This window comes from uncultured Muribaculum sp., from assembly GCF_910583865.1.
Taxonomy (GTDB): domain Bacteria; phylum Bacteroidota; class Bacteroidia; order Bacteroidales; family Muribaculaceae; genus Muribaculum.
This window is the reverse complement of the sequence record NZ_CAJTYX010000020.1, coordinates 1-14,373: the sequence shown is the minus strand read 5'-3', so window position 1 is coordinate 14,373 and position 14,373 is coordinate 1. Positions and strand designations below refer to the sequence as shown.

At 53.2% G+C, this 14,373-nt stretch carries 9 protein-coding genes; 7 read left to right on the top strand and 2 right to left on the bottom strand.

Features of this window, described 5'->3' with window-relative positions; translation table 11 throughout:
• Nucleotides 1-228 precede the first annotated feature (228 nt).
• The 7 genes from QZ303_RS06070 to QZ303_RS06040 all read left to right on the top strand — a co-directional run bounded on the left by QZ303_RS06070 (nucleotide 229) and on the right by QZ303_RS06040 (nucleotide 12,158).
• A complete protein-coding gene (locus QZ303_RS06070) occupies nucleotides 229-2,715 on the top strand; it encodes a hypothetical protein (RefSeq protein WP_295730583.1) in 2,487 nt (828 codons plus the stop codon).
• A gap of 1 nt (nucleotide 2,716) precedes the next feature.
• Nucleotides 2,717-4,588: a leucine-rich repeat domain-containing protein gene (locus QZ303_RS06065; protein WP_295730581.1), complete on the top strand. Its 1,872-nt coding sequence runs from the start codon at nucleotides 2,717-2,719 to the stop codon at nucleotides 4,586-4,588.
• 231 nt (nucleotides 4,589-4,819) lie between these two features.
• A complete protein-coding gene (locus QZ303_RS06060) occupies nucleotides 4,820-5,764 on the top strand; it encodes a hypothetical protein (protein WP_295730579.1) in 945 nt (314 codons plus the stop codon).
• Between the two features lie 186 nt (nucleotides 5,765-5,950).
• Nucleotides 5,951-6,688, top strand: coding sequence for an MgtC/SapB family protein (locus QZ303_RS06055; RefSeq protein WP_295730576.1), 738 nt, complete (start codon nucleotides 5,951-5,953; stop codon nucleotides 6,686-6,688).
• A 43-nt stretch (nucleotides 6,689-6,731) separates the two neighbouring features.
• The gene (locus tag QZ303_RS06050; RefSeq protein ID WP_295730573.1) at nucleotides 6,732-9,014 is read left to right on the top strand and encodes a cation:proton antiporter; all 2,283 of its coding nucleotides are present in this window, start codon (nucleotides 6,732-6,734) and stop codon (nucleotides 9,012-9,014) included.
• A gap of 10 nt (nucleotides 9,015-9,024) precedes the next feature.
• Nucleotides 9,025-9,912 (top strand): DMT family transporter, encoded by an 888-nt coding sequence (locus QZ303_RS06045; RefSeq protein WP_295730570.1) that lies wholly within the window; start codon nucleotides 9,025-9,027, stop codon nucleotides 9,910-9,912.
• A gap of 167 nt (nucleotides 9,913-10,079) precedes the next feature.
• Nucleotides 10,080-12,158 carry a SurA N-terminal domain-containing protein gene (locus QZ303_RS06040; RefSeq protein ID WP_295730567.1) on the top strand — a complete coding sequence of 693 codons (2,079 nt, stop codon included), beginning with the start codon at nucleotides 10,080-10,082 and terminating at the stop codon, nucleotides 12,156-12,158.
• Nucleotides 12,159-12,430: 272 nt separating this feature from the next.
• Here the strand turns inward: QZ303_RS06040 and QZ303_RS06035 are convergent, their stop codons facing one another.
• Nucleotides 12,431-13,753: an MATE family efflux transporter gene (locus tag QZ303_RS06035; RefSeq protein ID WP_295730564.1), complete on the bottom strand. Its 1,323-nt coding sequence runs from the start codon at nucleotides 13,751-13,753 to the stop codon at nucleotides 12,431-12,433.
• A gap of 68 nt (nucleotides 13,754-13,821) precedes the next feature.
• On the bottom strand, nucleotides 13,822-14,373 hold a 552-nt coding region (locus QZ303_RS06030; RefSeq protein WP_295730561.1), incomplete at its 5' end, for an OPT/YSL family transporter.

The window sequence follows — 14,373 nt, the reverse complement described above, 5'->3', positions numbered from 1 at the left end:
CCCCCCCCCGGCGCCTTTTTCCGGGGATTAGGTCGGTAAAGGCAATAGGTCGGTGAGGACAATAAGGTGATTAAGGGTATTAGGGGATCGATAGCACAGGGGTGAGGTGAGGTGCATGAATGGTAAGGTTAACTGTAAAGTTAAAAATGTTAAATTTATTGCGAATCGTATGTCCGAGGCTTATATTTGTGAAATTATTTATCTTACTTTCCTCAATATTCCATTGCCATGGCACTATCTGCTACTATTCCTGATCCTTCTGTCGGTCGTTGGGTTCTTTCGGGATCCGTCAATATCCATGACGACCTTGTGTTTGGCGTCCCCATTGAAATCGTTGTATGTAATGGTGCTAATGTCGGGTTCCGGAATCTTACGCTTGGGGATAATTCCCGATTGCGTATCGAGTCGGGAAGTCTGGCGATTGCTGAAGGATGTATGCTGACACTCGGTAGGGATTCCCGCCTTGATGCCCGTGGCGGTACATTGGATCTTACCGGGGCGCGGTGCAATCTTAAACCGGGGGGCACTCTGATGCTTGCCGATTATCCGGTAAAAGGTGGAACGCTTGCCGGAGGTTGGGGCACCGAGTATGACGGGCCGTTGGATTCTGTAGATTATCGACGGTTTCAGCACTTAAGGAGCTATCTTGATGCTCCAATCTGCAAGGTGTTTGAGGGTACTGAGTTCAAGGGGCGCTGGGACATGGACAGGGCCTATCCGCAATGGTTTGCAGATGCCGCTTGCGATGATTGGTCGGTTCCCATCAACAAGGCGATAGCTTTGAAAACTACCGGAGATGTCTTTCTGCCTGCCGGGATATACTTTGTCAAGCATACGATTGTCGTGCCGATGGGCATAAGACTCATCGGGGAGAACGGTACGCAGGAAATGAAGCGTGATGAGCCTGCGCTTACTCCAGTGTGCTCGACAGTGTTGATGCCTCGTCCGACAGAAGTGCTTCCGATGCCTCCGGTTGTGTCCCCTGTGGCGCGACCGTCGATAGAATCCGGATTTTCGCATGGTGTGGTCGTGGCGGTAAATGTAGTCGATTCGTTCACCGGTGTATGCGATAAATCTCTGGATGCTGTGCCTCAGATAGATGATATCAAGTATTGTTGGAAACGTAAATTCCCGTGTCCGGGTACAGCTGTAGAGAATATCATGATTCTGAATAAATGGGATTATTCAGAGGAAGCAAAGGCCTCAGAAGCCATAAAAAATTACTGCACCGGTATGCCGTTCTTGCGCGGAATATTCGTTGCAGGAGGAGCACGTATCGAAAATGTGCTGTTTAATGGCCTTTGGCAGTCGTTGCTGTGGCAGAAAAATTATTGCGACAGCAAGACTGTGGTGCGTTGCACTTTACATCGTCCCGGAGACAATAACTTCGAGATTGGTCCGGATTGTTTGCCCCTGAAGCTGAATGAGGATGGAAGCCCGAAAATAGAGGTTGAATACGCGATTGACATGGGTACGCTTGGCGATGCCATGATATTCCGGGGCAATGCTATTCATGACCCTGAATATACTAAAGGAGTTTGTTTCAGGCAATGTCATGGCGGTATCATAGATGCCAATATAATCAATTGCTTCCTTGATGTATATAGTAGTAACGGATTGAGCATTACCGGCAATCATTTCGAGGGCAGTTCCGCCGGAATCTATATTGAGGATTCGTCTGTTACTGTCGATTCAAACTATTTTGAAAAATGGGAAGAGGCATCTATACATGTCAGACGCATATTTCCTAATGTGGCGATGGTCAGACTTTCAAATAATATATTCCAATGGAGCGCAAGATATACAAAGCCCGATGAATTGGAATATGATGCCGCTTTGGTAGAGGCCATGTCGAGGAAATGTGGTTATGACGTGATAATGTCTGATAATGTCGATTTCATGGTTTCCAACTGTTTCCGTACTTATGCGAATGCGGGTTCGACACCAAGGGCTTTGCCCTTTGGCATATTGGCTGCTACAGAGGTGTTGTCCGGGGAGAATTATGAAATCAAAGAAAATGCACTATTCAATGAGGTGTCTCCGTGGGCTTCATGTCAGAGCAATATCGTACCCGTAAATAAAATCGGTGTTTCAGGCTGTTCCGGTCATAAGATTAATACGGTTAATATGAGCACTTTCCTGCTTGATATTGATATGGGCCATGGTAAATGGGTAGGGAAAAGCGGAATATATAGCTATAAATACCGGATAGCCTGGAGCGATAGGCGCAGGATTTATTCTAATAATGGGAATAATGGGAGCTTAAGGAGCTTGTCGTTTAAAGTTAATGAGACCACCACTACCACAACTTTGATCAGAACCGGATTTGCCGACCCCGGCACGACAGGCACAATTCTTTTTAATATTGGTGGAGATAAAGAGTACACAGGCTTGAACCTTACTGTGCACCTTTACCGTAGCTACCAATCGCCAGGTGGAGGAGCTGTCACATGGGAGAAATGTATCATTCCTCTTGCCGGAAGCTGTGCTATGTACGACAACGGGATATGTGTCAGCGGGTTTGCATGGAAATCATGTGAGGAACCTGTTGAAGTGCCGTTCAATGACGGAATAACCGGCATTGAATGTCATGGGAATAACGTGGATGTCTATTCGACAAAGCCGATTGACTTTACTGTCGGTGAATGGACTGTCGGCGATCGGGTCTACAATGTAGGCACGGATGATAGTTGGATGATGAAAATAAAGAAATAAAATGAAGAAGAAGTTTGTGTATCAGTTATTATGTGTTTTTGGGCTTATGGTTCCGTTACAGCAGGTGCATGCCTCTGATCCTGTTGAGATTGATGGTCTATTCTATCATATCAAAAACGGAGAATGTGAGGTAGTAAATCCAAGTGGAAGATATGATACAACCCCCGAGCAATATGCAGGTATTTCCGAGTTGGATATACCTGAAAAAATCACATATGAAGGAATTGAATATCCGGTAGTATCTATTGGCAACTATGCATTCCTGTCATGCAGAAATCTAAAGAAGGTCAATTTCCCTAAGACGCTAAAATTCATTTATGAAGGCGCTTTTTGGGGGTGTGGTAGCTTGCGTGAGGTAGATTTTCCTGAGAATCTCAGGTATATAGGATTTGCGAGTTTTCGATATTGCGGCATACAAAATCTTTACATACCGGATAATGTCACTGGAATCGGAGGCTATGCATTTGATGATAATGATTTGAGAACGGTTCGTCTTGGTCGGTCAGTGAAGTCAGTCGGTGAATCTGCTTTTGAGACGAATGATTCACTTCACACGTTGCGGTTGGATGCCATATCATGCATGAATTGTGCAGAGGAATATATGTCTCCGATCAAAGGTCCTGATGGATGCGCCGTTTCGTATATATGTAATTTGCCTCAAAATATCTCAGAATTAATCATAGGGGAGGATGTCGAGGAGATTGCGAAGTATTCTTTTTTTAATGCGACAAAGTTAAAAAAGATTACATATAATGCCAAAGGGAAAAGAATGAGCTACGATGCCAAATCAGTTTTTCTTCCCACAGTTGAAATAGTGGAAATTGGGAGCTCTGTTGAAGTCTTGTCCTCACGTTGCTTTTCAGGCTTTACTGCGTTGAAACAAATCGTGGTACCTGATAATGTGAAAGAGATAAGAGGTTATGCATTTAGCGATTGCGTGTCTTTGGCGTCTGTGGAGCTGCCTGCGGGATTGATTTTCGGTGGGGAGGTGTTTAGCGGTTGCACGTCGTTGGAATATGTTCCTATATCGGAAGGAATGACTGCGATACCTTACGGGTATATGTTTGGCTGTAGCGCACTGAAATCAGTTGATATCCCGGATTGCGTCACGTCGATACATGGGAGTGCGTTCGCTCGCTGTGTCGGATTGAATGATCTGATAATTCCTGATCAGATTACATACATCGGCAGTAATTGTTTTAGCGGATGTGACAATCTCGCTTCGGTTAAGTTGTCGGCTAATCTGGTGACGATAGACGATTATGCGTTTAGCGGTTGTACGTCATTGCAAGTCTGCGATGATTTGCCTCAAACTTTGCAGTCGATTGGTGAATACATATTTAAAGGATGTAAGTCCACTCTGACGGAGATAACAATCCCTGAGGGTGTTACTAAAATCGGGCGAGGTGCATTTGAGGTGTGCTCAAGTCTTTATAAGATAAATTACAATGCGATTAGAGTTGATGATATTGCGTATAACGCTAAAATTTTTCCGAATACGGTAGAGGACATCTATATCGGAAAAAATGTCAGATCCATACCCGATAATTTATTTAAAGATTGTACGCAACTTATGGAAGTATATTCTTATTCGGATGAGGCTCCCTTGGCGCAAAGCAATGTTTTTTATGGAAATGCATATGAGGGGGCTCGATTATTTGTCCCCAAGGGGTGCGAAGAATCATATATGGCTTCGGATTGTTGGAGTCGGTTCCGTATCCGCACATTGAGTGGAATAGATGGAGTGGTAGAAGATGGTGGATTGATTGAGTCGGGCTGCTTCGATCTTGCAGGACGGCCTGTCGGTGATGATTACAAGGGTGTCGTGGTCGTGAGGTATTCTGACGGATCTGCAAAGAAGGAGCTTCGTTGATCCTGCATCTCCGGAGCGTCTTGGTGTGGTGCCGCGACGAGCGAAATGCCGATTCCGGGTAGGGGATTTGCATGTACGTCGGGAGGCTACGTTGGGCGCTTCGTGGGATTTGGGTTTGTGGAAGAAAGTTTGTAACTTTGCCGAAATGATGTGGATTGTCTGATTCAATGGGAAAAGGAGGTCTGCAACAACTAAATTTATCGGCTAATAATTATCGGCAAAGAATAAGTCATGGACGAGAGATTCGAGGACAACGGGAGAGCTTCCGGCAGGAAGTCGAAAACGACGATGATCGCCATCGTGGTGATTGCGCTGCTTATCATTGGAGCCATCGTGGCCGTGGTGATGACGACGACCCGGATGCACCGGGAAATCGAGGCCCAGAAGCTCGCCAACGAGCAGTTGCAGCTTACCAACGAACAGCTGCAGCTTGCCAACGAGTACCAGGTGCTCAACACGGAGTATGCCCAGTATGAGAACCAGTCGCAGTTGTTGGCCAACGACTCGCTCGTGACGAAGTATGCGGCCGCCAAGTCGAAGGTGGAGAAGTTGCTCCAGGAACTTAACAATGAAAAGAAGAAAAGCTCGAAGCGCATCAAGCAACTCCAGGACGAGATAGGCACGCTGAAGAACATCCTGCGCCATTATGTGTCGCAGATCGATTCGTTGGGCAAGGAGAACGCCGCCTTGAGGGACGAGAACCAGGAGATCAAGCAGCGCAACCAGCAGCTGACGAGCCGCGTGGAGTCGCAGACAAAGCGCGTGGAAGCCCTGTCGGAGCGCATGGTGCTCGCCGAGAAGCTCAATGTGACGGGTGTGCAACTCATAGGCCTGAAGAAGAACGGCAAGACCGAAAAGAATATCACCAAGGCCAAGCAGCTCGAAGTGACATTCACCATCCCGCAGAACAATTCGACGCCGGTAGGCGAAAAGACGATATACCTGCGCATAACCTCGCCCGAGGGAACCCTGCTGGGCGCGGGCGGACGCTTTACGTTTGAGGGCGCTTCGCTCCAATGCACCGCGCGTAAGACCATCGAATATGCCGGCGAGGAGATCGCCGGAATCAATATCTACTGGGACGTGAACATGGCCCTCACCCCAGGAGACTATCTCGTTGAGCTGTTTGCCGACAATTACCGTCTGGCCTCGCGCAAGTTTACCATGCGCAAATAGGATATATAAGCTGGAGGCTGTTGCAAAACCTGTTATTTGCCACTGAATTGTAGGAATGCATGCTCGTACATCCGGTAAATGTCTGTGGATCAGATGCGATGATTCGGATGCGCGAGCGTGCATCCCTACAATCCGGAATTTTGCAACATTTACTGTGGCGGAGTTACGTAACGTTTATTCTGAATTATGGTTATCTGTGACGCATCTGTGTGGTCGGCATTCGTGGCCGACATCAACTCGATAGAGGTGAATACCACCTCGTCGGTGTTCAAGCTGTGCCTTAGCCTTATGCTCGGCTGTTGCGTGGGATATGAGCGCAAGCGCAAGGGGCAGATGGCCGGCGTGCGCACGTTCGCGCTGATAGCGATGGGCGCCACTTTGGCCATGATCCTGTCGATCTACGTGCCTCAGGAGTACATGGGGCTTAAGAACGGTGACCCGGGCCGAATCGCCGCGCAGGTGGTGACCGGTATCGGCTTCCTCGGTGCCGGCGCTATCATCCAGATGAAAGGGTCGGTGCGCGGCCTGACCACCGCCGCCGGCATATGGATCATCGCTGCCATAGGCATGGCCGTGGGTGTCGGGCTTTACTGGCTCGCCGTGATCACCACGGGACTCATATTAGTGGTGCTTGTGATGATGGAGCGTTGGGAGCACTATGTGCATTCCGGCGTGGAGTCGCGCATCATCAGGATAAAGCTGTCGGTTATCGCCGAGGACATCGAGGGGTATCGCGAGGTGCTTGCCCGTCATCAGGTGCATCTGAGCAACGTGTATGTCGAGTATGAGTACACCGATCTGGTAACGCGGCTCAACCTTGTGGTGCTCGTGAAGGACCGCACCGACTATATGAAGCTTTTTGCCGAACTGCGCGAGGTGAAACCTACCGTGGCCATCTCGCTCGGCACGCAGGTGTCGATATAAGAGAGACGGGTGCCGATATGATAAGCCGATATAAGAAAAAGGTATGTTGCTGAATCTGATAATAGCGGCGGCCACCGGCGACGTGGCCGCGGAGGGTGGCGAGATGAGCGACCTCCAGGTCGAGAGCCTTGTCAGGGATCTCGCTTTCATATTGCTGATGGGCGCCGTGGTGACGGTGCTTTTCAAGTGGCTGAAGCAGCCTGTCGTGCTGGGCTACATCGTGGCGGGTTTCCTTGCAAGCCCGCATTTTCATTATCTGCCGTCGGTGACGACGGAGAGCAACATCGAGTTCTGGGCGCAGCTCGGCATCGTGGTGCTGCTGTTTTCGCTCGGTCTGGAGTTCAGCTTCAAGAAACTGCTCAACACCGGCGGGTCGGCTGTCGTGACGGCGCTGATAATCGTGATCGGCATGATGTGCACGGGTTTCGCCATAGGCCATCTGCTCCATTTCTCCCATATGAACAGCATGTTCCTCGGGGGTATGCTGTCGATGTCATCGACCACGATTATCATCAAGGCGTTCACCGACCTCGGGTTGAGGCAGAAGAAATTCGCCTCGCTGGTGTTTGCGGTGCTTATCGTGGAGGACCTTTTCGCGGTATTGATGATGGTGATATTGTCGTCAATAGCCATAAACAACAGCGTAGAGGGCACAGAGCTGCTCATGAGTGTGGCAAAGCTTGTGTTCTTCCTGATCATATGGTTCATGGTCGGTGTGTATATGCTCCCGTCGTTGCTCAACGGCATACGCCGTTATCTCAACAACGAGACTCTGCTGATCGTGTCCCTCGGGCTATGCTTCGGGATGGCCGTATTCTCGGTCTACTGCGGATTCTCGCTGGCGCTCGGCGCGTTTGTGATGGGTTCGATCATAGCCGGGATGAGCTATGCCGAGTCGATAGAGGCGGTGGTAAGCCCGGTGAAGGATCTTTTCGGGGCGGTATTCTTTATCTCGGTCGGCATGATGGTCGACCTGCATGTCATAGTGGAATATTTCTGGCCCATACTGCTCCTTTCCGGTGTGGTGATCGTGGGGATGATCGTGTTCGGCACGTTCGGCATGCTTATCACGGGACAGCCTTTGCGCATAGCCATGGAGTCGGGATTCTCGCTGACGCAGATCGGCGAGTTCGCTTTCATCATCGCGTCGCTGGGCATGTCGCTCGGGGTGCTCGATCCTACGATCTATCCTATCGTGGTGGCGGTGTCGGTGCTTACCACTTTCACCACGCCCTATTTCATACGCATGGCCGATCCGGCCTACGGCCTTGTGGAGCGGCATCTGCCCAAACGTCTCCACTTCCTGATAGAGCGCTACAGCGTGAGCGCCAATTCGGAGAGCGAGACCAAGGAGCTTTGGGTGTCGGTGCTTAAGCGCTATCTGTGGCGCATATTGCTCTACAGCAGTGTAATCATAGCGATAATGCTGCTTTGCCTGCGCTATGTCGAGCCGTTGGTGCTTGAGTTCTCGCCCGGGTGGGGAAGGCTTATCACGTCGGTGTTCACGCTGCTGCTGATGGCCCCGTTCCTGCTCGCCCTGGCTATGCCTGCGTCGCGCAAGACCGAACGCGAGCGCCTGGTAGCGGCCAACGCGCATTTCGACGTGCCTCTGATAGTGATGACGATTTTCCGCCTGCTCCTGGCGCTGGGATTTATCATCTATACCATCAGCGCCATCCATTCGATGCGCATAGGCTGGATAGTGGGCCTTTTGATCTTCATAGTGCTCCTCGGCACATTCTCCGGACGTCTCCGCAAGCGTCTGCAGCATATGGAAACGCGTTTCTTCGACAATCTCAACGAGAGGGAGCTGCGGCGTTCCGGCAAGAACAACAACCTTGTGAGCGACATGCACCTGGCATTTATCACCGTGGGCTACGGATGCCCGTTCGTGGGCGACCGTCTGATGGACTCCAACCTGCGCCAGCGCTACGGGGTGAACGTGGCGAGCATCCAGCGCGGCGGCCACACGCTGCTCGTGCCCAACGGCACGATGCGCATATTCCCCGGCGATACATTGGGGGTGATCGGCACCGACGCCCAGATTGAAAGCGTGCTGCCGGTGATGGAGCGTATCGACGACTCCGCGCCCGACTCGCCGGCCATGACCGACATAAAGCTTACAAACGTTCAGCTGTCGGAGGCGTCGGTGCTTATCGGCAAGACGTCGGCCACGGCGCAGCTGCGCGACAAGTACAAGGTGCTGCTGGTGGCGATACAGCGGCCTGACGGCACGTATGCCCATCCCGACGGTACTACACAGTTTGAGGCCGACGACGTGCTCTGGCTCGTAGGTCCGGCGGCCAACATCGAGAAACTAAAGTGAACGTGCGCTGATGTGGATTCTGCTTGCTATCGCCTCGGCGCTATGCCTGGGGTTCTATGACGTGTTCAAGAAGCTGTCGGTAGACGGCAACAATGTGCTGACGGTGCTGTTTCTCAATACACTGTTCAGCTCGCTGCTGATGGCTCCTGTGATAGTGGCGGGGCTCGCCGACGGGTATGTCGGACTCGGAGGGTCGCTTGCCGGGCATGCCCACATAGCCGTAAAGGCGCTTATCGTGCTGTCATCGTGGCTTCTGGGATATTTCAGCATCAAGCATCTGCCGCTCACCGTGGCAGGGCCTGTCAACGCGTCGCGCCCCGTGATGGTGCTTGTCGGTGCGATACTTATCTACGGCGAGGTGCTCAACGCCTGGCAGTGGGGCGGTGTGGCGTTGGGCTTCTTCTCGCTGTTCTTCATCAGCCGCATAGGCATGAAGGAGGGCGCGGGCGTGAAGGAGGGCCGTTGGGTGTGGATGGCCATAGGTGCGGCCTTCATGGGGGCGGTGAGCGCGCTTTACGACAAGTGGCTGCTCGGGCGCTATGAGCCATTGGAGGTGCAGGCTTGGTATAGTTTCTACCAGATGATAATAATGGGCGTGACTGTGGCGCTGATGCTGAGGTGGCAGCGGATGCGCGGCGACAGCCTGACCCCGTTCCGCTGGCGGTGGTCGATCGTGTTCATATCGCTGTTCCTTACTGCCGCCGATATCGCCTACTTCTACGCGCTTTCGCTACCCGGCGCCATGATTGCCATCGTGTCGATGATCAGGCGTGGCAGCGTCATCGTGTCGTTCTTCTACGGCGTGCTCGCCCTGCGCGAGCGCCATGTCCGGGCCAAGCTCGTCGACCTCTGCGTGCTGCTCGCCGGCCTCGTGCTGCTTGTCATCGGCTCGATGTGATATTATTGAGCCTATAAATGAGCGTATTTTAAAAAATTAGAAAAAAAGGGAGCGGGGATTGGGATAATACGGTAAAATTCGTAACTTTGTGCGATTTTACCCTCAAAAGTGAAGAATAGAGGGTGATGACCAATCAATTACGTAATTAAAAACAGATAAAAACATAGATGGCAACACTTGAAAAAATCCGTAAGAGATCTACACTGCTGCTGATCGTGGTGGGCGTGGCCCTTCTCGCATTCATCATCGGTGACTTCTTTACTTCGGGCCGCACGCTTTTCGGTGCGGGCACCACCATCGCCAAGGTGGGCGACAAGAAAATCGATGTGCAGGACTTCCAGCGACGCAACGAGGAGGCTTCGCAGCAGATGCAGCAACAGCAGCCCGACAGCAAGGTTGATCCCGCTCTGATGCAGGCCCAGGTGCTCCAGGGCATGATCCAGGAATCGCTGATCAACGAGGAGATGGACCGTCTGGGCATCACCGTCACCGACACCGAGCTTTCCAAGGCTATGACCGGCGCTTCGGCTCATCCCTACATGCTTCAGTTCGCCCGCCAGATGGGTGCCGAGAGTCCCGACCAGGTGTATGACTATGCTTTCAACCCGACTAAATACAATCTGCCCACCGAGACAGCCCAGCAGCTTCAGCAGATGTGGCTCAACCAGGAGAAGCAGATGACCCAGATGCTCAAGATACAGAAGCTCCAGGCCATGCTCAGCGGCGCTCTGACTGCCAACGAACTTGACGCCAAGGAGTATTACGCCGGGAATGCCTCGACGAGCCATATGGCTTATGTGTCGAAGAATTTCAGCATGATGCCTGACGACGAATACCCTGTGAGCGACAGTGAGTTGCGTGCCGCATATGAAAAGGAGAAGGAGGCTTACCGTGTTGATGACGAGACGCGCCGCGCCAATTTCATCGTGGTCAACGTGTCGCCTTCGTCAGCCGACAAGGCGGAAGGGCAGGCACTTGTCGATTCTACAATCGCCAAGTTGCGCACTACTCCCGCCATCGATGCCGTGGCCGGTGACACAAACTTCGGCGTGAACCGTGTATCGTCGACCGCCGCCAAGGTAAGCAGCCCCGTGCTCCGCGCGTTCCTCACCGACTCTGCCGCCGGTGCCGTCGCACAGATCAGCTATATCGACGACGAGTTTACCGTAGCCAAGCTCATCGGCAAGAAGAGCGCCGTGGATTCGGTCAATCTCGACATAATCCAGTTCCAGGGCACAGCCGCCGCCCGCGACTCGCTGCTCGCCGCCCTAAACTCGGGTAAGACTGCCGCCGACGTCGTCGGCACGCCCGGGGTGCTCGACAGCAAGTCGGACATGTGGCAGACTCTGGCCTCTGCTCCCGACAATGACATCAAGACCCGCATCCTTGAGGCCGGCAACGGATATTTCATCGCCGACAGCGCCGCCAACATGGCAAGCATCATCCGCGTCAACTCGAAGAAAGCTCCGGTGACCATCTACGACTATGCCACCGTCAACTATAAGGTGTATCCCTCCGATGCTACCGTCGAAAAGCTTAATGATGACCTTCAGGCATTCGTAAGCGGTATCACCAAGGCCGACTCCCTCACCATGAGCAAGGCCATCGCCGCAGGCTACACTCTTCAGCCTGCTACCGTCACTGCCAACTCCTATATGATAGGCAACGTGCCTTACACCCGCAATGTGGTGAAATGGGTGATGGATGCCAAGGCAGGCGAGGTAAGCCCCATACTCCAGGACAACCAGAATGACCATCTTATCGTGGTGGCTCTCGATGAAATCGTGAAGCCCGGCTATATGCCATTGAGCGACGAGAACATCAACTCCGCGCTTACACGCAAGGTGCGCAACGACAAGAAGGCCGCCGCCATCATCGCCCAGATCAAAGGCAAGGCCACCGACGTAAATGGCTACGGCCAGCTGCTCGGCTCTGAGGTCGACTCTACCGAGGTGACTTTCGGCCAGATGTATATCCCCGGCATCGGTGTGATGGAATCAGCTCTTCTTGGCCAGGTTCCCGTGTCGGAGAAGGGCAAGGTATCGGAGCCGGTGCAGGGCAACAATGCCGTGTATGTCTATACCGTCTATGACGTGGACAACCAGAGCCGTCCTTATGACTATGATGAGAATGCCGCACGCTTCAACCAGCAGTATGGCGCTCAGGCCGTGATGCAGAATCTTATCGGCATCATGATGGAGAAGGAGAAGGTGGAGAACAACACCCTCAAATTCTATAACGAGTAACATCAATCCCTGATATATCAAGGGCACCCCGCCGCACAGACAGGGTGCCCTGTTTATCCTAATTCATCTTCTTTGCTAACCTTTTGCCGCCGCAGTGGCGGCAACATACCTGAAACCGAGAAAACACCAAGGCGCGGCCCGCATTACGGAGACCGCGCCTTTTTTGGGTCGGGGGAAGGAGGGGAGGGACAATAAGGACATTAAGGAGATTAGGGGCAATGGGGACATTAAGGAACGGGAGGAGACGGGGCGTTCAGAGCGGGCGGGGGCGGTCATAGGCGCCGGGACAGCAGGGTGAGGATGAGGCCACGGACAAGGAGGTAGGAGAGGAAGGCGAGCCACAGGCCGTGGTTGGCGAGGTGCGGGAAGAGGATTGACTCGACGAGGAAGAATGCCGCAGTGGCTGCGAGCATAGACAGGAGCATGCGGCGTGTGGCGGTGGCGCCGATGAATATGCCGTCCCATGTGAATGCAAGGAATCCGGCGATGGGGACGGTGGCGGTCCACAGCAGGTAGTCGTGGGCCGAGGCGGTAATGCTTCTGTCGGAGCTTAAAAGGCGCAGAAGGATGTCGCCTCCAAGGAGGTAGGCGGCCGAGAATATGACAGCCATGAACGCTCCCCACTTCAGCAACGCGCGGATTGAGCGGCGAAGCATCGTGTGGTCGGCAGCGCCGATATATCGTCCGGTAAGGGCTTCTCCTGCAAATGCGAAGCCGTCCATGAAATAGGAGAACAGCGTGAAGAACTGCATCAGCAACGCGTTGACGGCCAGCATGCGCTCGCCTTGTATGGCTCCTATGCGCGTAAACCACATGGTGACGGCCACGAGACAGACCGTGCGCAGGAATATGTCAGTGTTGACCTTGAAGAACCGCCGCAGCTGCGGCAGGTGGAGGGTGTCGCGCCATGACGCTCCTTCGAGTCCGTGACGGCGCAGAGCTACGGCGAGCATTGCTACGAATCCCGTCCATTGCGCTATGAGTGTGCCGGTGGCTATTCCGTCGATGCCCATGTGAAGGAGATAGACGAGCGAGAGCGTGGCGGCGATGTTTACGACGTTGATGAGGATGGATACCCACATGGTGACACGTGAGTCCTGCATGCCGAGAAACCATCCCGACAGGGCGAAAGTGGCCAGATAAGGTGGCGCGCCCCAGATGAGGATGCGGAAGTAGCGCTCCGCGATGGCCGTAGTGGTCGGATCGGTGTCCATGAAGCGCAGGATAATGCGGCATAGCGGTGTCTGCAGGGCTATCATCATCAGTCCTACCGACAGGGCCACTGTGAGCGCCTGGCGCAGCACGGTTGATGTGGCCCGGGTGTCTCCGCCCCCATAGGCCTGCGCCGTCATGCCGCTCGAACCCATGCGCAGGAAGCCGAACAGCCAGTAGAGCATGTTGAACATGGAGCCGCCGACGGCTATGGCTGCTATGTAGACCGGCGCGCCCATATGGCCCGCGACGGTTACATCCATCAGGGCCAGCAGCGGGGTGGTGATATTAGTGACAATCGAGGGCACCGCGAGCTTCAGTATGCTGCGGTCGACCCCCGATTGCCATTTTGCGGTAAGTTCCTCGTGAAAATTATTGCGCATATGCAAGTTCCTTATTCACGAAAATAAGTATGTGTCACTGCTCTATATGGCAGTTTGGAACAATCTCCTTATGCTGCCTTCTTCGCACGCATGCAGTCCCAAAGCAGATAGGCCATGAGGAGGATATATAGGACTATGCCGAGGGTCTGTGTGGTCGACTGCGACAGCGGATTGGTGTATTCGAATCCGCAGAAACGGGTGAGCGCGGCGAACACTCCGAACAGAGCGCCTCCGGCTATCAGTCCCGAGGAGATGAGTGTGCCACGGTCGCGGCGCGCCGAGTTGAGGGCTTCGTCCTTGGAACGTGAGCCTACCCACCAGGCTATTGCGCCGCCCACGAGGAGCGGTGTGTTGAGCTGCAGGGGGATGAACATGCCGAGGCAGAAGGCGAGGGCGGGGACTCCGAGCCAATTGAGGATAAGTGCGAGCACGGCCCCGGCCATGTAGAGAATCCAGGGGGTGTCGCCCCCCATCATCAGCGGCTCTATGACTCGCGCCATGGCATTGGCCTGGGGAGCGGCGATGATGTCGGGGTTGGAGAAGTCGTAGACCTTGTTGAGCACGAGGATCACGCCGCCGACGGTGGCCGCCGACACGAGCGTGCCGAGGAACTTCCAGCT